This is a genomic window from Massilia antarctica (assembly GCF_015689335.1).
GTDB lineage: Bacteria > Pseudomonadota > Gammaproteobacteria > Burkholderiales > Burkholderiaceae_D > Telluria_A > Telluria_A antarctica.
Genome location: NZ_CP065053.1, coordinates 7,330,943 through 7,352,461 on the forward strand (window position 1 = coordinate 7,330,943; position 21,519 = coordinate 7,352,461).

Annotated in this window: 13 protein-coding genes; 1 reads left to right on the forward strand and 12 read right to left on the reverse strand. The window is 62.0% G+C overall.

The window, feature by feature from the left end; translation table 11 throughout:
- Positions 1 to 68: 68 nt before the first annotated feature.
- The 12 genes from yjfF to IV454_RS32265 all read right to left on the reverse strand — a co-directional run bounded on the left by yjfF (position 69) and on the right by IV454_RS32265 (position 17,674).
- Positions 69 to 1,031, reverse strand: coding sequence for a galactofuranose ABC transporter, permease protein YjfF (yjfF, locus tag IV454_RS32210; RefSeq protein ID WP_054263992.1), 963 nt, complete (start codon positions 1,029 to 1,031; stop codon positions 69 to 71).
- Entirely contained in the window at positions 1,028 to 2,068 is a 1,041-nt protein-coding gene (locus IV454_RS32215) for an ABC transporter permease (protein WP_206092936.1), read from the reverse strand. Before IV454_RS32215 ends, yjfF begins: the two co-directional genes overlap by 4 nt.
- A complete protein-coding gene (locus tag IV454_RS32220) occupies positions 2,068 to 3,582 on the reverse strand; it encodes a sugar ABC transporter ATP-binding protein (RefSeq protein WP_206089610.1) in 1,515 nt (504 codons plus the stop codon). The genes IV454_RS32215 and IV454_RS32220 overlap by 1 nt, the downstream gene beginning before the upstream one ends.
- A 20-nt stretch (positions 3,583 to 3,602) precedes the next feature.
- Positions 3,603 to 4,574, reverse strand: coding sequence for an ABC transporter substrate-binding protein (locus tag IV454_RS32225; RefSeq protein WP_206089611.1), 972 nt, complete (start codon positions 4,572 to 4,574; stop codon positions 3,603 to 3,605).
- An 81-nt stretch (positions 4,575 to 4,655) separates the two neighbouring features.
- A complete protein-coding gene (locus tag IV454_RS32230; protein WP_206089612.1) occupies positions 4,656 to 7,055 on the reverse strand; it encodes a glycoside hydrolase family 127 protein in 2,400 nt (799 codons plus the stop codon).
- Positions 7,056 to 7,062: 7 nt separating this feature from the next.
- Positions 7,063 to 8,079 (reverse strand): arabinan endo-1,5-alpha-L-arabinosidase, encoded by a 1,017-nt coding sequence (locus IV454_RS32235; protein ID WP_206089613.1) that lies wholly within the window; start codon positions 8,077 to 8,079, stop codon positions 7,063 to 7,065.
- Positions 8,080 to 8,236: 157 nt separating this feature from the next.
- On the reverse strand, positions 8,237 to 9,793 hold the full coding sequence (locus tag IV454_RS32240) for an alpha-N-arabinofuranosidase (RefSeq protein WP_206089614.1): 1,557 nt from the start codon (positions 9,791 to 9,793) through the stop codon (positions 8,237 to 8,239).
- Positions 9,794 to 9,842: 49 nt separating this feature from the next.
- Positions 9,843 to 10,610, reverse strand: a complete 768-nt coding sequence (locus IV454_RS32245; protein ID WP_206089615.1) for an SDR family NAD(P)-dependent oxidoreductase — start codon at positions 10,608 to 10,610, stop codon at positions 9,843 to 9,845.
- A 202-nt stretch (positions 10,611 to 10,812) separates the two neighbouring features.
- Positions 10,813 to 12,384, reverse strand: a complete 1,572-nt coding sequence (locus IV454_RS32250; protein ID WP_206089616.1) for an aldehyde dehydrogenase (NADP(+)) — start codon at positions 12,382 to 12,384, stop codon at positions 10,813 to 10,815.
- Positions 12,381 to 13,373 (reverse strand): AraD1 family protein, encoded by a 993-nt coding sequence (gene araD1 / locus IV454_RS32255; protein WP_206089617.1) that lies wholly within the window; start codon positions 13,371 to 13,373, stop codon positions 12,381 to 12,383. Before araD1 ends, IV454_RS32250 begins: the two co-directional genes overlap by 4 nt.
- 110 nt (positions 13,374 to 13,483) lie before the next feature.
- Complete coding sequence (locus IV454_RS32260) at positions 13,484 to 15,223, reverse strand: IlvD/Edd family dehydratase (protein ID WP_206089618.1); 1,740 nt, start codon at positions 15,221 to 15,223, stop codon at positions 13,484 to 13,486.
- Positions 15,224 to 15,820: 597 nt separating this feature from the next.
- On the reverse strand, positions 15,821 to 17,674 hold the full coding sequence (locus tag IV454_RS32265; protein ID WP_206089619.1) for a hypothetical protein: 1,854 nt from the start codon (positions 17,672 to 17,674) through the stop codon (positions 15,821 to 15,823).
- A 571-nt stretch (positions 17,675 to 18,245) separates the two neighbouring features.
- Between IV454_RS32265 and IV454_RS32270 the strand changes: the two genes are divergently transcribed.
- Positions 18,246 to 21,500, forward strand: coding sequence for a peptidoglycan-binding protein (locus IV454_RS32270; RefSeq protein ID WP_206089620.1), 3,255 nt, complete (start codon positions 18,246 to 18,248; stop codon positions 21,498 to 21,500).
- The last annotated feature ends 19 nt before the right edge of the window (positions 21,501 to 21,519 follow it).

Consider the following 21,519-nt stretch of genomic DNA (forward strand, 5'->3'; position numbering starts at 1 on the left):
ATCAGTCAGAATGAGGTCAGGTCGGGCCGCGCAGGTCGGGCCGCGCCGGGCCGCGCAGGCCGGGCCGATCAGGCCGCCGCACGCCGCGCAGCGCCCATGGCCATCAGGCGCTGCACCACGCAGAACACGAACAGCAAGGCGCCGATGACGATCTTGGTCCACCACGAACTGAGCGTGCCATCGAAGGCGATCAAGGTCTGGATCGTGCCCAGCACCAGCACCCCGGACAGCGCACCGGCCACATAGCCATACCCACCGCTGAGCAAGGTGCCGCCGATGACGACCGCCGCGATGGCATCCAGTTCCGTGCCCTGGGCATGCAGGCCGTAGCCCGACAGCATGTAGAACGAGAACAGCACTCCCGCCAGCGCCGCGCAAAAGCCGCTGAAGGCGTACACCAGCACCTTGGTGCGCGCCACCGGCAAGCCCATCATCAGGGCCGACTGCTCATTGCCGCCGATGGCGTACACGCCGCGCCCGAAGGCGGTGAAGTGGCCCAGGAAAATGGCCAGCGCCAGCATCAGCAGCGCGATCAGCGCGCTTGGCGACACGAAACCGCCCAGAAAGCCGAGCTGGGTTTGCGACATGGCCAGGTACAGCGGATCGTCGATGGTGATCGAGTTAATGCTGATCAGGTAGCAGAGCCCGCGCGCCAGGAACATGCCGGCCAGGGTCACGATGAACGGTTGCAGCTTGAAGTAGTGAATCATCGCGCCCATGCCGCCGCCGAACAGCGCACCGAGCACCAGCACCAGCGCGATCACCGCTTGCGGCGGCCAGTGCGCCACCTGCAACAGCCAGGCCGATATCATGGTCGCCAGTGCCAGCACCGAGCCGACCGACAGGTCGATGCCGCCGGACAGAATCACGAAACTCATGCCGATCGCCAGCACCAGCAAGAAGGCATTGTCGATCAACAAATTCAGGATAACCTGAACCGACAGCAAGCCCGGATACACGGCCCCGCCGATGCCAAGCATGGCAAACAGCAGGACGACCGTCACCAGTGGGGTAAAGTAAGGCGATTTCATGCAGCCCTCGCACGCGAAAACATTTTTTTAAACTCGGCCGATTGCGACAGGCACACGAGGAACACGACGACCGACTTGACCACCATGTTCACTTCCGGCGGCACCCCCAGCGAGTAGATGGTGTAGGTCAGGGTCTGGATGATCAGCGCGCCAATCACGCTGCCGACCAGGCTGAACTTGCCGCCGGCCAGCGAGGTACCGCCCAGGGTGACGGCCAGGATCGCATCGAGTTCGAGCAGCAGGCCGGCATTGTTCGCGTCCGCGCTCTTGATGTTGGAACTGATCATCAGCCCGGCCAGTCCGGCGCAGGCAGCGCAGAACACGTAGACAAAAATGATCAAGGACGCCGTCTTCAATCCCGCCAGACGCGCCGCCACCGGATTGATGCCGACCGCCTGGATGAACAGGCCGAGCGCGGTCTTGCGCATCATCAGCGCGATGACCGCGAACACCAGCGCCACCACCGTCAGCGAAAACGGCAGGCCGGCGAAGTAACCGCCACCGAGGAAAAAGAAGGGTTCGTAGTACACGGTGACGATCTGCCCATCGGTGAGCAACTGCGCCAGTCCCCTGCCCGCCACCATCAGGATCAAGGTGGCGACAATCGGCTGCAAGCCCAGCGCAGAAACCAGCACCCCGTTCCACAGCCCGCACAGCAGGGACGCGCCCATGGCGGCCGCCATCGCCCATATCAGGGGCAGTTCAGCCTGCGGACCGCCGCCGATCAGCATGGCTGCCACCGTGCCCGACAGCGCCACCACGGCGCCGACCGAAATATCGATGCCGCGCGTGGCGATCACCAGGGTCATGCCGAGCGCGGCCAGCATGAGGGGCGCGGCGCGGTTGACGATGTCGACCAGGCTGCCGTACAGGTGGCCATCCTTGATCGACAGGTGAAAGAAGCCGGGAATGGCGACCAGGTCGATCAGCAGCAGGACCGCCAGCGCCGCCAGCGGACGGAACAGTGAATGGCGCAGCAGCGCTGCCAGGGCTGGCGTTGCATCGTCCCTCGCCGCGGCCTGTGCCGGTGCGGCCATCACGCCGCGTCTCCCGCAATGACTTGCAGCACCGAGGTATCGTCCAGTTCGCCGCGCTGGTATTCGCCGCAAGCCTTACGGTCGCGCATCACGACCAGCCGGTCGCTGCAGCGCAGAACTTCCGGGAGTTCGGAGGAGATGAAGAGAATTGCCATCCCTTTGCGACAAAGTCCACTAACGTAATCCATGATTTCCTGTTTGGCGCGCACGTCGATGCCGCGCGTGGGTTCGTCGAGGATCAGCATGGCCGGCGCGGTCACCAGCCAGCGCGCCAGCAGCACTTTTTGCTGATTCCCGCCGGATAATGATCCAATCGGCGTCTCGATATCGGCCGTCTTGATGTCCAGCCACTTCACATAGTCTTGCGCCAAGGCCTGCTGCTGGCGCAAGGGAATGGCACGCAGCATGCCGGCGCGCGCTTGCAAGGCCAGGATCATGTTCTCGCGCACCGACAGTTCCAGGATCGCGCCCTCGTGCTTGCGGTCTTCCGAACAAAAGCCGATGCCGGCTTCGATGGCATCGCGCGGCGAGCTGAACGGCTGGGTACGCGTGCCAATGCGGATCGTGCCGCTGTCGGCCTTGTCGGCCCCGAACAGCAGGCGCGCCGCCTCGGTGCGGCCGGAACCGAGCAAGCCGCACAGGCCCAGCATTTCGCCGGCGCGCAGTTCGAGGTCGAGCGGCGCCAGCGCCCCCTTGCGGCCCAGCCCGCGGGCTTGCAGCAAGGTGAACGGCGCAGCCTGCGCGGCACTCGCATGGACGAGCTCGGCCGGATGCTCGCTGGCATCGGGCGCGCCGACCATCTTGTTCACCAGCGCCAGGCGCGACAGCTCGGCACAGGCATATTCACCCTCGCGTTCGCCGTTGCGCATGACGGTGATGCGGTCCGAAATCGCATACGTCTGTTCGAGGAAGTGGGTGACGAACAGGATCGCCATGCCCTGGTCGCGCAGTTTGCGCAGTACGCGGAACAGCAACTGCACTTCCGCCTCGTCGAGGCTGGAGGTCGGTTCGTCGAGAATGAGTACGCGCGCGGAAATGTTGAGCGCACGGGAAATCGCCACCATTTGCTGGATCGCCAGCGGAAAGCTGGACAACTGGGCGCGCACGTCGATGCGCACTTCCAGCTGCTCCAGCAGGATGGCGGCCTGGGCGCGCATGCCGGCCCAGTCCACCATGCCGAACTTGCGCGGATAGCGGCCGATGAAAATGTTCTCGGCCACCGACAGGTTCGGGCACAGGTTCACTTCCTGATACACAGTGCTGATGCCGAGGCGCTGCGCATCTTGGGTCGAACCCGGGCGGATCTCTTGCCCTTCCATGACGATGGTGCCGCTGTCGGGCGCATACACGCCCGTCAGCACCTTGATCAGGGTGGACTTGCCGGCCCCGTTCTGGCCCATCAGGGTGTGGACTTCACCCGCATACAGCTGAAGGCCCACGTTACTGAGTGCCTTCACGCCGGGAAATTGCTTGCTGATACCGCGCAGCTCCAGCACCGGAGGGTCGGCTTGCATTGCCTGACTCATGGGACAGCCTAGTATTTGCGGTTTGGCAGTTCCTTGGCAGCCACTTCAGCCGGGAACACGCCCTCGACCGTTGTGATGCGCTTCGGCACGGGCTTGCCTGCCACGACATCGCGCGCGATCGACATCAGTTGCGGTCCGAGCAGCGGGCTGCACTCGACGGTGACGTTCATCTTGCCAGCGATCATGGCCTGGAATGCCCCCTTCACGCCGTCGATCGAAATCACCAGGATATCGACGCCGGGCTTGAGGCCAGCCTCTTCAATCGCCTGGATGGCGCCGATGGCCATGTCGTCGTTGTGGGCGTACAGCACATCGATGCTCTTGCCTTGCGCCTTGAGGAAAGCTTCCATCACTTCCTTGCCCTTGGCACGGGTAAAGTCGCCGGTCTGGGAGCGCGTGATTTTCAGCTTCGGATTGGCGGCGATGACTTCGGCAAAGCCATTTTTGCGATCGATGGCCGGCGCCGAGCCGACGGTGCCCTGCAATTCCACGATATTGAAGGTGCGATCCGGGGTTTTCGCGGCACGTTCCATGAGCCAGCGGCCGGCACGGCGCCCTTCTTCGACGAAGTCGGAACCGATGAAGGCGACATACAGCGACTGATCGGTGACGTTGACGGCACGATCGGTCAGGATGACGGGAATTTTCGCGTCCTTGGCTTCGCGCAGCACGGTTTCCCAGCCCGATTCCACGACCGGCGAAAAGGCAATCACGTCGACCCTCTGGGCGATGAAGGAACGGATCGCCTTGACCTGGTTTTCCTGGCGCTGCTGGGCGTCGGCAAATTTCAAGTTGACGCCTTCCTTCTTGGCGGCATCCTTGATCGACAGGGTATTGGCCGTGCGCCATTCGCTTTCGGCGCCGACCTGGGAAAAGCCAATGGTCAGCGGTTTGGCGGCAAGCGCGGAAGGACTGGCAAACACGCCGGTGAAAGCGCCAAGCACTGCGGTGGCCAGAACGGCCCTGCGGGTAATATTCATGTGTTGTCTCCTGTTTTTAGGGGTGGAATTCGGGACTCCGTTTGTCATTGTATGTTAGGAGAAAGTCACATAGCCATCCAATCAATTTTTTGACGTCTGAGATATCGGAATCGGTATCCCTGCTTGCTGATCGCCGCGCAACAGTCTCAGTCCATACAATCCGCCCGCGATCGAGCCCGGTCTGGCGACGAATTTCACCACCAGTTTTCCACCCGAGGCGGCGACGATTGGCTTCGGAATCACAACATCGCGCGCATGGATTTCCTGTCCCGGCGGCGCATCGAGCTCGACCGCTGCTATCGTCTCGCCGTTGACCACCACATCGAAGCTGCGTCCCGCATCGAGTGTCGAGAAACTGAGCCGTAAGGCCGCCGCTTCCAGCTTCGGGTCGCTCAGCACATAGCTGAACCATCCGCTCGCATGGCGCCAGTGTTTGCCCTTGTTCACGCCCGCGTCGCCGCCTTGCGCCTGATAACCGTGATCGGACTCCGGCTGCTGCTCGCCCGGCGCCACCTGGTCGATAGTCAGCGCGTCGAGCGCCAGCCGCTCAGCCTCACCCTTTGCCGTAGCCGCCTGCGTCAGCGCCAGATTGGCCGGCGTCGAATATGGCCAGTACACCATGTAGCGCGAGTCGTGCAAACGGAAAAACGGCATCAGCCGCAAGCTGCCCGCGCCCTTGCCCCGGATCAGTCCCGGCGCGGTGAAGGTCAGCGGTTTGCCCTTGACCGGCTTGAACCTGGCGACGAAATCGCGCGTATTGCTCACAAAGATAGGCGCCGCCTCCAGCGGACACACCGGCCCGGAGGCAATATGTCCCATGCGTGTGGCATCGGCGGCAAAGTTCAGTTTTTCGTCCGCGAATAATTGGGTCTTGGCCGCCAGCACGATGGGACCGTGCAGGACGGCGTAATAGTCGCTCTTGTCCGGCATTTGCTCCAGGGTCGTGTGCATCGGCAAGGTCACATCGACCGTGTCGCCCTTGCGCCACCTACGCCGCAGGCTCACGTAGGTCCCCGGCGCGCCGTCGACCTTCAGCGCCGCGCCATTGACCGTCACTTGCATCGCCCCGGCCTTGACCCAGCCCGGATAGCGCAGCTTGAGCGTAAACTGTTTGTCCGATTCAATCGTCAGCCGGGTCTTGCCTTCGTCCGGAAAACGGGTGCTCTGGGTCAGCTTCACGTCCTGCGCGCGCCAGTGCAAGGTCGAGGGAATGAACAGGTTCACGAACAGCGCATCGCCGTCGTGCGCGTAAATGAATTCGCCGTACTTCGACTGGCTCTCGATACCGGACCCGACGCAGCACCACATCGCCTGGTCGACCTGCGAATACACGCGGTAATGATTCGGGCGCATCGGCGTGAAGTACACGAAACCGCCATCCGAGGGCCGCTGCGACGACAGGATGTGGTTGTACAGCGCCCGCTCCACATAATCGGTATAGCGCACCTGCTGGTCCTTGAGGAACAGCATTTCCGTCAGGCGCAGCATATTGTAGGTGTTGCAGGTCTCGGGACCTTCAACCTCGTTCACCATCGGCGAAAAATCCTGATCGTCGTGGAAGTGCTCCTTGACGCTGTTGCCGCCGATGGCCACCGTGCGCCGTTCGCGTACCGTGGTCCAGAAAAATTGCGCGGCCTCGTGCCACTTGGGCTCGCCGCTCAGCTCGCCGATACGCTGGAAACCGATAACCTTCGGAATTTGCGTATTCGCGTGCAGGCCGGTCAGCTTGTCCTGCGACTTCAGCAACGGGTCCAGGATGGCCTGGTGCGAAAAACGCATCGCCAGTGCCAGGTATTTTTTGTCGCCCGTCATCTGGTAGACGTCGGCGAAGACCTCGTTCATGCCGCCGTGTTCGCTGCGCAGCATGGTTTGCATCTGTTCCGGCGTCAGCGTCGCGGTCAGATTCAACGCCCAGTCCGACAGCGAAATCAGCATCGCGCGCGCATCCTCATTGCCTGCGTAGCGATAGGCGTCGCGCAAGCCGGCGTAGACCTTGTGCAGGTTGTACCAGGGCACCCACTTGCCGTTGACCGAGAAATTGTCGGCTTCCAGCTTGCCCTTGGCGATGGCTTGCCACGCATCGCCGCCGCCAGGGATGCCGCCCAGGTAGCCGTTGCCGTTCGCTTGCTGGCACTTCTTGAGTTCGGCGATGGTGTAGTTCAGGCGCTTGAGAACTTCCTGGTCGCCGCCGGCGGCATACATCAGCGCCATGGCGGACAGGTAATGGCCGCCCATGTGACCGTCGAGCCCGCTCGACTCCCAGTTGCCGTAGCTTTCCTGCCTCAGCGGCAAGCCGGCTTCCCTGCGGAATGGCGCCAGCAGCTTTTCAGGTTCGAGCGCCATCAGGTAGCGCAGATTGGTGTTCTGGGCGTCGAGAAAGGGGCTGGCGGTGAGGCGTACGTCGGCCAGCGCAAAGCGTTCGGCGGCGAGGGCCGGCAGCGCGCATGCCGCCATCAGCGCGGCTGCAAGGAGGTGTTTCATGGCGCCCTTATGGTTGTTGCCTGCTCTGGTAGCGGTTCAGGTCTTGCGGGTCGACCGCCGGCCAGCCGTCCTTGTCCCATCTCATGTCGAGGATCTTGAGCTTTTGCAGGTAGTTGTCGGCCGTTTCGTAGGCGTGCATAACCAGCAAGTCCTTGCCGTCGATGGTGTAGGCGCTGTTGTGGCCAACGCCCTTCCACTGCGCATTGCCTTCGATCAGCAGCGAGCCACCGCCCCTGGCCATGTCCTTGCCGGTACGGTCGAGATAGGGTCCGGTGACATCCTTCGAGCGGCCCATCATCACGTGGTAAGTGCTCGCCTCTTTCTTGCAGCACAGGCCCCAGGAGACGAACAGGTAGTAGTAGCCATTCTTCTTGAGGATGTGCGGGGCCTCGATTTCCGCCGGACCCGCTTCGTCGTCGGGGATGCCGGCCGGCCGCGTGCGCTGGGCGATGGTGTGCCAGGCTTGCGGCTCCGCCAGGCGCGTGCGGGAGGCATCGAGCTTGACGAGTTTGATGCCGCTCCAGAACGAGCCGAACGACATCCACGGCGTGCCGCTGCTGTCATCGACGATGTTGGGATCGATGGCGTTCCAGTTGTCGCGCCCGGGGATCGATTGCAGGACCATGCCTTGGTCCTGCCATTGATAGTTGGCGGCGCGCGGGTTCAGGGTGGCGTTGGTGGTGACGCCGATGCCGGACGTGTTCTTGCCGAAGCCGGAGACGGAGTAGTAGAGGTAGTATTTACCGTCGTGGAAGGAGATGTCGGGCGCCCAGATATGGTCGTTGAAGGTCGGTGCGGCTTTTTTCGCCCACGCGGGTTCGCCGGGAAACACGCGGCCCTCTTCCTTCCAATTGTGCATGTCGGTGGAACTGTAGAAGGTGATGCCGGGGCCGGTGCTGAACAGGTAGAAGGTATTGCCTTCCTTGGCCATGACTGGGTCGTGGACGCTGACTTGTTTGGCGTGGGTGACGGTGGTGAAGAGCAGGCTGACAATGCAGACAAGAGATGGTATCAGTGACTGCATGGTAGTCTCCAAGTGAACACATTCCCGTCGTTCCCGGCCTCGGCGGCCCCCTTGGCGGGAACCCAAGTTTGTTTGATTAGCCGGCAACTGCGCCACCAACCTGGGTTCCCGCCGAGGCCGGGAACGACGGAGCTTAGGATGAGGGAATGGAAGCCGATCAGCCTTCCAGCGCTACCACTACCACGGCTTTCGCCGGCACCGTCACCGTGAGTTTACCTCCGCTCGCTTTTGCGCTGAACGGCGCCGGCTTGATCGCCTGCGGGTTCTGGAAAGTATTATGCGCATCCATCGCCGTTGCCGTCAGCACCTGGCCGTTTGCACCCGCCAACTGCTTGCCCGCCACATTCACCACCACATCGGCCGGCTGGCCAGGATTGGTATTGACCAGCGACAGGTACAGCTTGCCATCCTTGGCGCGGGCGGCCGACGCACTGATGCCCGGAATCGTCGTGTCGCCCAAGGTGTAGGCCTTGTCGTCCGCCACCGTCACCGGCAGCGAGGTCGCGTCCTGGAACGGCACATACATGTGGAAGGCGTGATAGGTCGGGGTCAGGAGCATCTTGTCCTTTTCCGTCAGGATCATGGCCTGCAGCACATTGACCATCTGCGCGATATTGGTCATCCGAACGCGGTCGGCATGCTGGTGGAAAATATTGAAGTTGAGCGCTGCCACCACCGCATCGCGCAAAGTGTTCTGCTGGTACAGGAAACCTGGCGTGGTGCCGGTCTCGACGTCGTACCAGGTGCCCCATTCATCCACGTACAGGCCAAGCTTTTTCTCCGGATCGTTCTTGTCCAGCACCGCGACGTTACTCTTGATCATAGACGCGATTTTCAAGGTGTTCGCCAGGGTCGAGATCCAGTGCGGCTCGGCAAAGCCGGTGGCCGCGCCCTTGCCTTCCCACTTGCCGGTCGGGATGGTGTAGTAGTGGAAGCTGATGCCCGTGGTCTGGGCTTTCGCGTTCTTGCTGATCACGTCGGTCCACTTGGTGTCGTCATCGTTGCCGCCGCTGGCGATCATCAGGGGCCGGCTTTCCTTCGGCGCCTTGAGCATCGTTTCGTAATTCCTGTACAGATTGGTGTAGTGCTCGGGCGTCATATTGCCTCCGCAACCCCAGGCTTCGTTGCCGATGGCGAAGTACGCCACCTTGAACGGCTTCTCGTGCCCATTCTTGCGGCGCAGATTGGCCAGGGTCGATTTGCTGTCGGAAGTCATGTACTCGACCCAGTCCGCCATTTCCTGCACGCTGCCGGAACCGAGGTTGCCGTTCACATAGGCGTCGGCCCCCAGCAGATCGACCAGGTCGAAGAATTCGTGCGTACCGACGGCGTTGCTCTCTTCCACCCCGCCCCAGTTGGTATTGACCTTGACCGGCCGCTTGGCGCGCGGACCCACGCCGTCTTTCCAGTGGTATTCATCGGCAAAACAGCCGCCCGGCCAGCGCACCAGCGGCACGTGCAATTGCTTGAGCGCGCCGACGACATCGTTGCGCCAGCCCTTGGTGTTCGGAATTTTCGAGCTGGTGCCGACGTACATGCCTTCGTAGATGCCGGTGCCGAGGTGTTCGGCGAACTGGCCGTAGACATTCTTGTTGATGACCGCACCCGGCTTGCCGGCGTCGATCGTCACCTTGACCTGGTTCGCGGCGAACGCGGGCCAGGCACTGATGGTCACCAGGCTGATGGCGGCGATGCTTTGTTTGATGATGTTCATACTCTCTCTCCTGAATCGTTTTTATTGTGGGTACGACGTGAATGCGTGGTCAGATCCAGCCGGCATCGACGATGAAATCCTGGCCGGTGCACATGGCGCTGTCGTCGGACGCGAGGAACAGGATCATGGCCGATATGTCGTCCGGCATCAGCGGGCCTGGCAGGCACTGGTTGCGCTTGATGTCGGCCTTGCCGGCCTCGTCGACCCACAGGTCGAGCTGGCGCTGGGTCATGACCCAGCCTGGTGTGACGGTGTTGACGCGGATGCCATGGGCGCCGAAGTCGCGCGCCAGGCCGCGGGTCAGGCCGACCGTGGCCGCCTTGGTGGCCGCGTACACCGGGTAGCCGCCGTTCTTGGCGTGCCACGACATGGAGCCGACGTTGATGATGGAACCGGTGCCCTTTTTCTTCATGCCCGCCAGTACCGACTGGCAGGTGAAGAACATCGGGCGCTGGTTGATGGCGATGCGCTGGTCGTAGAATTCGACGGTGACGTCTTCGGTCTGGTGACGCTGGTCGTTGGCGGCGTTGTTGACCAGGATGTCGAAGTCGCCCAGCTGCGTGGCCAAGTCGGCGATCGTCGCTTGCAGTGCGGGGATGTCGGTGATGTCGCAGTAGCGGAAGAGCGGCGCCGGTGCGCCCGATTCGGCAACGCGCAGGCACAGCGCTTCGCTGGCGTCGCGCACGATATCGACAAAGGCGACCTGCGCGCCCTGGGCGGCGAAGGAGGCCACCAGCGACTCGCCGATGCCGGTGCCGCCGCCGGTGATGAAAACCCGCTTGCCTTGCAGGCTCGGGTAGGTGGCTGATTTTTTCATGGTGTCTCCAACTTTTTACTTTTGTTAGTACTCGTGCTCCTGCCTTACCCACCGTCGTCCCCGCGCAGGCGGGGATCCATGACACCATTGCGCATCGGTGCTATAGATCCGCGCCTGCGCGGGGACGACGACAAAGGCGGCGCAACGTTCGACGGTGCTAAATCTGGCGCGGATGACGGCTATCGGGATAGCTGCGGTACTTTTAAGCCTTCGTCAACGCCCCATCCCGACGACGCCACACACCTTCATTATCGTCGCGCAGCACCTCCGGTAACAAACTCTGCGCCAGGTTCTGGTAGCACACCGGCCGCAGGAAGCGCTGGATCGCCGCCGTGCCAACCGAGCTGCTGCGTCCATCCGAGGTGGCCGGAAACGGCCCGCCATGCACCATCGCGGTCGATACTTCCACGCCGGTCGGCATGCCGTTGGCCAGAATCCGCCCGACTTTGCGTTCCAGCACAGGCAGCAAGGCACGCACCAGTTCCGTGTCGCCCTCGTCCATCTGCACCGTGGCCGTCAACTGGCCTTCCAGGCTTTCGGTGATGGCGCGCATTTCATCGACGCTGTCGCAAGCGACCAGCAGCGACGCCGGTCCGAATATCTCGCCATGCAGCGCTGGCTCGCTCAGGAACGCCTTGCCGGTGGTACGGAACAGCGCCGGGCCGCCCTTGCCTTCCGTGTGCGCCGCTTCCTTCAAAGCGTCAACCGCCTCGTGCTGCGCCAGCTTGTGCACGCCGCTCTGATACGCCGCGGCGATGCCCGCCGTCAGCATCGTCCCCGCTTCGATGCTTGACAGCGCCTGCGCGGCCTTGTCGGCAAACCGGTCGAAGTCCGGTCCCTTCAAGCCCAGCACGAGGCCCGGGTTGGTGCAGAACTGGCCCACGCCCATCGTCATCGATCCGGCAAAGGCGGTAGCGATCTGCTCGCCGCGCGCGGCCAGCGCGTCCGGCATCAGGAAGAAGGGATTGATGCTGCTCATTTCCGCATACACGGGAATCGGCTGCGCGCGCGCGGCGGCCACGGCCATCAGCGCTTGTCCACCGGAACGCGAACCGGTAAAGCCGACAGCCTTGATCGATGGATGCGCCACCAGAGCCTGGCCGATGCCGTTGCCAGTGCCGGTCAAGAGGGCGAACACGCCCGCCGGCAGCTTGCACAGTTCAATCGCTTTGACCACTGCGCGCGCCACCAGTTCGGACGTGCCAGGATGGGCGGAATGGGCTTTCAGCACGACTGGGCAGCCAGCCGCCAGTGCAGCGGCGGTGTCGCCGCCAGCAACCGAAAACGCCAGCGGGAAGTTACTCGCCGCGAACACGGCAACCGGACCCAGGCCAATCATGCGCAAGCGCAGGTCGGGACGCGGCAAGGGCTGACGGTCAGGCAGGGCGCTGTCGATGCGCACGTCGGCCCACGAGCCTTCGCGCAGCAGGTCGGCGAACAGCTTCAGCTGGCCCATCGTGCGGCCACGCTCGCCTTCGAGCCGGGCGCGCGGCAGGCCGGATTCCGTCATCGCACGCACGATCAGCTCGTCGCCGAGTTCCAGGATCTGGGCCGCGATGGTTTCCAGGAAGGCAGCGCGCGCTTCATTGCTGCTTGCGCGGAACGGATCGAACGCCGCTTCCGCCAGGCGGCAAGCCTCGTCGATCTGGGCGGCATCGACCATGTGGAAGGATGGTTCGATCGGCGCGCGCGTGGATGGGTCGAACGCCTGGAAGGAGCCGCCATTGCCGCGGACTGCACGGCCGCCAATCAGTGCTTCACCGGTCATGGTCATAAAGCGTTCACTTTCGTAAAGGTGGATGTTTCGCGGTCGAGGCGGTTGCGCAGGGCCGGACCGAAGACGGGAGATTCGATCTCGAACGTTTCGCCGGCCAGGACCGTGATGTTGTCGGCCACGCTCAGGGTGGCGGTGCCGAAGAAATGGATGTGGACGTCGCCTGCGCGGTTGAACAGGCCATATTTGAAATGGTGGTATTCCAGATTGGCGATTGAGTGCGACATATTCTGCTCGCCGCTCACGAACGCCTTTTCCCAGCGCACCTGGCCGTCGGCCGCGATGATGCGCGAGGTGCCGGCCACATGAAGAGGCAGTTCGCCGACCAGCAGCGCCGGGCCCAGGCCGCAATTGCGCAGCTTGGAATGGGCCAGGTACAGATAGTTCTGGCGCTCGGTCACGTGGTCCGAAAATTCGTTGCCGATGGCGTAGCCGAGGCGGTGCGGCTGGCCATCGTCGCCGATCAGGTACAGGCCTGCGATTTCCGGCTCTTCGCCGCCATCGAGGGCGAAATCGGGCATCCGCAGCGGCTGGCCGCTGGCGCGCACCACCGAGCCGTCGCCCTTGTAGAACCACTCCGGCTGCACGCCGCGCGCGCCCTCGGCCGGCTTGCCGCCTTCCACGCCCATGCGGAACATCTTCATGCTGTCGCTCAGGGTTTCGACGTCGCCGCCGATTTTCTTGTGCATGGCATCGCGTGTGTCGGCGCTGCCGAGGTGGGTCAGGCCGGTGCCGGTGACGTAGCAGTGGGCCTCGTCAGCGTGGTCGAGTGGCGCCAGCAGGCGGCCCGAGCTTGCGACGGCTTCGTAAGAGTGGGTTTCGGCACCGATGGCGGCGGCGGCCAGTTCGGCCAGTTTGGTCTTGCTGGCGATTGCCTGGCGCGCCAGGGCGTAGGTGCTGGCGTAGCCATCGACAACGCGCAGCTGATCTTGCTCAAGCACGGCAACGCGGCGCGCGCCGGCTTCATTGGTAAATTGTACGAGTAACATGGTGGTCTCCGGTGATGACAGGCCTGCGGTGTCAGGTCCGGCAAATGGACACAGGCTCAAACGCTAAGCGGATGAGCCCGTGTCCGGATGTCAGACCGACACCGGGCGCTTTAATGGGAATGACGCGGGACAGCCGAACCGCGGCTGCCGAGCAGGAAGTCGAAGTCGCAGCCTTCATCGGCTTGCAGCACGTGGTCGATGTACAGCTTCTGGTAGCCGCTCTTGGCCACCGGCGCTTGCGATCCGGCGCGGGCCGCCAGGCGGCTGGCCATTTCCTCATCGGAAATGTCCAGGTTCAGGCTGCCGTTGTGGCAGTCGAGCGCGATGAAGTCGCCATCCTGCACGATGCCCAGCGGACCGCCCGCCATCGCTTCCGGCGCCACGTGCAGCACCACGGTGCCGTAAGCGGTGCCGCTCATGCGCGCGTCCGAAATGCGCACCATGTCGGTGATACCCTGGGCCAGTAGCTTGGGCGGCAAGCCCATGTTGCCCACTTCCGCCATGCCGGGATAACCCTTCGGCCCGCAATTTTTCATCACCAGGATCGAATCGGCATCGACATCGAGGTCCGGATCGAGGATGCGGCTCTTGTAGTGATCGAAATCCTCGAACACGACAGCCTTGCCGCGATGCTTCATCAGGTGCGGCGAGGCGGCCGACGGCTTGAGCACGGCGCCGCGCGGGGCCAGGTTGCCGCGCAAGATGCAGATGCCGCCATCCTCGATCAGCGGCTTGGCCAGCGGACGGATCACCTCGTCGTCGTAGATCGGCGCTTCTTCGCAGTTCTGCCACAGGCTCTTGCCATTGACGGTCAGCGCATTCTTGTGCGGCAGCAGCTTGCCTTCGCCCAGGCGGCGGATCGCGCCCGGCAGGCCGCCGGCGTAGTAAAACTCTTCCATCAGGAAGCGGCCGGACGGCAACAGGTCGACGATGGTCGGGGTACCCTTGCCGATGGTGGTCCAGTCTTCCAGCTCAAGCGGCACGCCAATGCGGCCGGCGATGGCTTTCAGGTGGATCACGGCGTTGGTCGAGCCACCGATGGCGGCGTTGACCTTGATCGCGTTCTCGAACGCTTCGCGCGTGAGGATCTTGGACAGGCGCAAGTCTTCCTGCACCATTTCGACGATGCGGATGCCGGACATATGGGCCAGCACGTAGCGGCGCGAATCGACGGCGGGAATGGCGGCATTGTGCGGCAGCGAGGTGCCGAGCGCTTCGGCCATGCAGGCCATGGTCGAGGCCGTGCCCATGGTGTTGCAGGTGCCGGCCGAGCGCGACATCCCGGACTCGGCGGACATGAACTGGTGCAGGGTGATGGTGCCGGCCTTCATCTGTTCGTGCAACTGCCAGACGGCGGTGCCGGAACCGATATTCTTGCCGTTCAGCTTACCGTTGAGCATGGGACCGCCGCTGACGACGATGGTCGGCAGGTCGACGCTGGCCGCGCCCATCAGCAGGGCTGGCGTGGTCTTGTCGCAGCCGACCAGCAGCACGACCGCATCCATCGGATTGCCGCGGATCGATTCTTCCACATCCATGCTGGCCAGGTTACGGGTGAGCATGGCGGTCGGACGCAGGTTCGATTCGCCGTTGGAAAACACCGGGAATTCGACCGGAAAACCGCCGGCTTCGAGGATGCCCTTCTTGACATGTTCGGCCAGTTGGCGGAAATGCGCGTTGCAGGGAGTCAGTTCGGACCAGGTATTGCAGATGCCGATGATCGGCTTGCCTTGAAATTCATGGTCGGGAATGCCCTGGTTTTTCATCCAGCTGCGGTACATGAAACCGTTTTTATCCTGGGTGCCGAACCACTCCGCGGAGCGCAGTTTCGGTTTTTTCGTCTCAGACATGTATTCCTCCTGGTTATTCTGATGCCACCTCGAACTCATGCCGTCGTTCGGTCAGCGATAGAGGAATACTAAAGATTCTTGGGATGCCTTTCCAATCACTTTTTCTGCGTTATCGATATCGATTTTGATATCAAACGAAAATTTGTACTGTGGGCGAAGAAGAGGGACAATGGACAAAATAGTACGCTAAACAGAGGAAATTGCATTTCAACATCGCATGCCTGCCCAAGCATCTCTTGGCGAAGGAGGTAAGATGCTATTGTCGTGCTCGATTTGGAAAATAACTCTGTGACTGGCCGCTTTCGGCCAAAATGGGCACGCGGGGCGAAAAAATAGAGAACGTCAAATACTACGCATAAGCTCAACAATCGCTTCGCCTATTTGCGTGGAGTGGAAGCCTCGGCTGCCGTCATGCTACCGATCGTTTTTATCCTAGTGTCCTGAGTTGGAAATTCACAGACAAAATCGTTCTATGCCCGACAGGATGGCGTCTCCTGACTTTGCCCAGACGAAGGGTGTCGGATCGGCGTTGTTGAGCTTGAGGTGGGCGCGAATCGCATCCTTTAATTGACATTGGCAACAGCACCGTTTCCACGATTAATTCTGGCAGCTCTTTTTTATGAGCGGAATCCGGCAGCGCGGCGCGGCCAGCTGAATCCCGGCGCCGATCGATGGACCGATGCGAATCTGTCCATCGCGCTGGGCGGCGACATCCCTTGTGACCTGCAAGTAAAACGTCAGGAAGCTGGTAAATCCTGCATCGATGCGCAATCCGATTGTCGGATGCCAACTGCTCTCCCCGTTGATGGCTTTGACCCGAATGTAGCGTAGCGGGACGCTGATACTGGTTTCGATCTCCGGCAATACCGTCACCAGGCGTCCGCCGACAGCGATGCCGCCAAAGTCGCGGCTTTTGTACGGCTGCACGCCCACCACCACGCCGTAGTTGGCAAGCTTGCCTGCCTTTGCCCGGCCCCAGACCATGGTCTCGAGGTTGGTCACATAGCGGGTCTGGGCGTCCCCGAAGTTCATATTGTCCGCGCCCAGGCTAATGCCGAAAATCTGGTCCAGCGAGGCGTAATCCAGGGTGCGCACTGTGCTCTCGACGCCATTGGGCTTGTCGTTCTCCTGATACATTTCATAATCGAGCGCGCCGACGTGGGCGCGCAGGACCGACGGTGGCCAGTTCAGTGCGCCAAGACGGCGCTCGATGTAGCTGTCCGCGCGTTTCACTTCTTCCGTGAATTGCCATTGCCAGCTGCTGTGGCGGAAGGAATCGACCATGTGATAGGTCATCGCCTGTTCATTGGCGCCTTTGCTTTCCAGTACATCCAGAATGGAGCGTACTTCGAACAGCAGCATCAGAAACCGTTGTTCGTCGTGATCGGCGCTCCACAAATCGCCATCGCCCCGCAGGAATACGTGGAGACGGCTCACCTTGTTATTTTCTATCTGTTCGATGATCTTTTGAAGCAGCCCCATGTGGCTGACCGCGGGATCGAACTCAGCCTGGCTGCGGCACTTGCGGAAACAATCCTTGGACGGCACGGGAAGGAAAAAACTGCTCTGCAAATAGTGCTCCCGTGCGCCATTGACCTTTTCACTCAGCTGCCGGGCGATCAGATGCGTTAAATCGTGTTTCCGCCCCTGCTCGTCCGTGATCGTCAGCAGGCTCCGGAAGGTTTCCTTGTCGGCGGTGGCGGGCCAACCCATACGATTGACCTTGTCGTGATAGGCGTTGGCGGCAAGGTCGGTCAGGCGACTGCGCCACGTTGTGATATGGCCCGGAGCGAAACCATCGTGCAGGAAGTGATCGGACACTGCGTTCATGACCAGGGCACTGAACAGATTGTTTTCCATGGAACGCATGCTGAGCGCGAGGATGTGATTGTGGCGCTGGGCCACCAGCAATTCGGCCTGGAAATGGGTGTGGTTAACGTGCCCTGAGCGCGCCCCTTCCAGATTAAGCATGTCGTCGTTGCAGCGATCGCGATACGAAATGTCCAGCTGCACCCGCCTTGATGGAAACAGTCGGGCTTCCGGGCGCGCCTGCGCAGCGCCTGGCTTCAATTTCGGGCCATCGCTGATCAGGTTATGTTCCCGGCCGGCGATGAGCTTGTCGGGCGAAAGAAAGTAATCGACGCACATCACCACGTCGCCATAAGTGATCTCATGAATCTCGCGTTTGGGATCGCGCTCGCCTTGTACGGTAAAGTTCTCGTGATCGCGAAGAGGATCGTAAAACTGTCGCAGGCTTTCGTCATCCTCGGCAATATCGATGCCGCGGTTGACGCGATGCCGGCATTCTGGCGCGCTCGGGTTTTTATCGCAGTAGATATTCCATGCGACGTGGTAGGCCAGGTCGCCGAGGCGCTTGTGCTCCCAACTTTCAAATGCGAAGGCGCGCCCCGGAACGAGCAGCATCAACAACAGCAGCGAGAACCTGATCATGGCGCCCGTCCTGATGGATGGCTCCGCGCGACGCTTGCAACCGATTGGCAACACAAGCCCGGCTTGGATGCGCGACCCGCAGCGCGCAAGGGGGGCGGTAGCGTGGACCCGTTGCAGGCCCCGATAGCGCACAGGGGAGCGCGAAACGTAGTGGTTCAGACATGCCGGCATTGCTTCTCCCCCTGAGGATACGAATCGGCCAACTAGCTCGTAGTATTAATGAAAAGCCTTTTGGAAATATCACCAAATGTAATAATCCCAAAAAAGCAACAGCAGCCTCGTCGCGGCGATGCTCCGGGGACGCTCGCGACCTCCATACCGGCGTGCCTGTGCGGCTGCGGGCCTTCGCTGCGTAGCTGGGTGGCGGCAGGGCGCCGGGCATTGCCTCAGCGAGCCGGCCGGGCCAGCGTTGCAGCGACCTGCTCACAGTAAAAACGTTGTGAATTCCATATAAATTTGTCGGCACAGTGGGAAAATATTACTGACCAATGATTGCTATCGGCAGCTAACAGGTCCAGTATCAAATGTCTTAATGGCATCAGTCGTTTGCTTTCCGCTCAGGAGCTCGACCATGACTTTTCATTTCGACCACCAGTGTTCAGACCACGTGCGCGACGTGCAACGCAAGCTGGCCTCGCTTTCTGTGCGCGACGGCGCGTACTACCAGGGCGCGATCGATGGCCAGTATGGCCCGGTCACCCGCAGCGCCGTCGAGAAATTCCAGGCCGCTAACCATGACGAGGAGTACGCCGAACTCCTTGTGACCGGCGAGATGAATCTGGCAACCTGGCAGGAAATCAATCGCCAGGCCGGCACCTACTTTACCGAAGCCTGGCAGTTCGAGTTCGAGGGTTGCCGCGGCGCCGTCCCCGACAGCGTGCGCCCCGCCGACCGGGATGCGCTGATTGCCAGCGTGCACCAGGCCAACATGGCGGGTCTGGCGTTTTCCGGCGGCGGCATCCGCAGCGCCACGTTTAACCTGGGAATTTTGCAGGCGCTGGCTGAAATGCGGATGCTGCGCGATTTCGACTATCTCTCCACGGTATCGGGCGGCGGCTACATTGGGTCATGGTTTTCAAAGTGGCTGCACCGGGAAGGGGGCGACATCACCCGGCTGGAGCAGGCACTCATGCCTGGCACGCCGGACAAGCCGGTCGATCGCGAGCCCGGTGAAATCGGCTTCCTGCGCCAGTACAGCAATTACCTGACGCCCAAGACGGGCCTGTTCAGCGCCGATACCTGGTCGGTGCTGACGACCTACGCGCGCAATACGCTGCTCAATCTGGCCATCCTGGTTTCCTTGCTCGCTGCCAGCATGGTGGTGCCGCGCCTGCTGGTGTGGCTAGTGAACGACCAGTTCGGTGGCGGTACCCTTGCGAACCTGCCCTCCATGCCGGCGAACCAGTGGAACATATGGTCTATCGTCGCGGTCGGGGCCGCTGCGTTCGCCGTCTTTTGCATTGCAATCAGTATCTCGACCAAACCCAATCCGCGCCGCACCGGATGGCTGCGCGGTCAAAGCCAGGCATCCATCCTGCTGTTTATCGTCCTGCCCTTGCTGGTGGCCGCCTTTGCCGGAGGTTGCGCGCTCTGGAATAGCCGGGCCGATATTGCCCTGCGATGGGGGCAGCTACTCAATCCAGACGCCGATGGGAGCGCGTTTCTGGCTTGGTTCTACCTGCCCGGCCTTTGCTATTTCGCGGCCTGGGCCGTGGGGTGGCTGGTTGCCCAGGGCTTTAACCTGCAACTTGAGGCAGACCTGGGCCGGGAGCGTGCGGCCCGGGATCTGCAACGCACCGAAGCAGGCACGGCCGCACCCCAGCACGTGCGGCGCGAGAACGATAGCCCCGCACCGGCACTGCTGGGTGAAGTCATCGGACACCTGCTGTGCGCGGTCGCCGCGTTTGCCGTGGGCGCCCTGATCGTCATTCTCGGTGTCGCGCATCTGGCCGACATCTATCCGCTCGAGAAAGTCCCTCGCGGCGTGGGCATTGTCCAGGTGGTGTCGTTCGGCCTGCCGGCCATCCTGTGCATCTTTGGCATCACGATGGTCCTGTCGGTGGGCCTGGTGGGGCGCATGTATGCCGACCGCAGCCGTGAATGGTGGAGCCGGCAAGGTGCATGGACGTCGATCATGGTGTGCGCCTGGCTGGCGCTGGTCGCCGTCAGCCTGTATGCGCCGGCCGTGATCGCCTACGGCCGGCATGGGGCGCAAGAATGGTTTGCCGCGCTAAGCCTGAGCTGGGTTGCCACGACGGTCGGCGGTCTGTTGCTCGGCCATAGCAGCGCATCGGGCAAAGGGGCCAGCCGGCCTTATCTGGAATCCGTGGCTGCGCTTGCGCCCTTCGTCTTCTCGGTGGGCGCATTGTGTCTGGTATCAGCGCTGTTGCATGCCGCGCTGTTTGACGCAGTCGCCTTCCCGGTCAGGCCAGAAAAACTGTCGCTCTCGAAAGCATTCGAGCTGTACAACGCGCAAACGCGTCTGGCCAAATTGCCCAAGCTGCTGATCGCTCTCGCCACTCTGCTCAGTGTTGGCCTGCTGCTCACGCGGCGGGTCGATATCAACAAATTTTCTCTCCACATGATGTACCGAAACCGGCTGGTGCGCACCTACCTGGGCGCGAGCAATGCCAAACGCTTGCCCCATCCCTTTACCAATTTCGATGATCACGACGATGTGCGCATGGACGAGCTGCTCAAGGCGAATGGCGGCATGCAGCGTCCCTATCTCATCGTCAACACGGCGCTGAACCTGGTCAACGGCGCAGAGCTGGCGTGGCAGACGCGCAAGGCAGCCGGCTTTTCGTTCACACCGGCCTTTTGCGGCTTCGAGCTGCCGGGCATGTCGCAACCGGGCACCAACAACCCGCGTGCGGAAGCGTCGCGCGGCGCGTACCGGCGAACCTCGGATTACCGCGCCAGCAACGGCAGTCTGCACAAGGAAGAAAGCGGGATCCGGCTCGGCATGGCCATGGCGGTCTCCGGGGCGGCCGCCAGTCCCAGCATGGGCTATCACTCCTCGCCCGCCCTGTCGTTCCTGATGACCTTGTTCAACGTGCGGCTTGGGCGCTGGTTTGAAAACCCGCGCACGCGCATACCGAACCGCAGTTCAACGTCGCCCTTGATGGGCTTGTTTCCCTTGTTGTCGGAACTGTTTGGCTTGACCAATGCCGATTCGAATCATGTCTATTTGTCCGACGGCGGTCATTTCGAAAATCTGGGCATCTATGAACTGGTCCGGCGCCGCTGCCGCCTGATTGTGGCGGTCGACGCCGGCGCCGATGGCGGGCTGAATTTCGAGGACCTGGGCAATGCCTTGCGCAAATGTGCGACCGACCTGCACGTCGAGATCGACATCGGTGTGGGCGATATCGACCTCGAACCGGACTTCCGCTTCAGCCGCGCCCACTGCGTGAAAGGCACGATACGCTATGACAAGTCGGACCAGGGCGGTACGGAAGGCACGCTGCTGTACATCAAGCCCTCGCTGATTGGCACCGAGGCAGCGGACGTGCTGAACTATCGCAAAACGAACAAGTCCTTTCCCCACCAGAGCACGACCGACCAATGGTTTGACGAAAACCAGTTCGAAAGCTACCGTTCGCTTGGCTATCGGATTGGCATGCTCGCATTGCGCGACGCAGCGGGCGCCGCACAGTTGCCGCTCAATCCGCAAGCGCCGCAGGGACCCGGGCACGACATCCTGCGCCTGTGCCAAGCCCTGGGCAACAAGTGGGGTAGCAAACGGATTGTAGAGCGGCGCACCGCCACCGTGCATCCCCTGATCGTTCCTGTCGAGCGCCGCCAGGGGGAGCGGCGCAGTTGAGTTGCCGCCTCTGCCAACA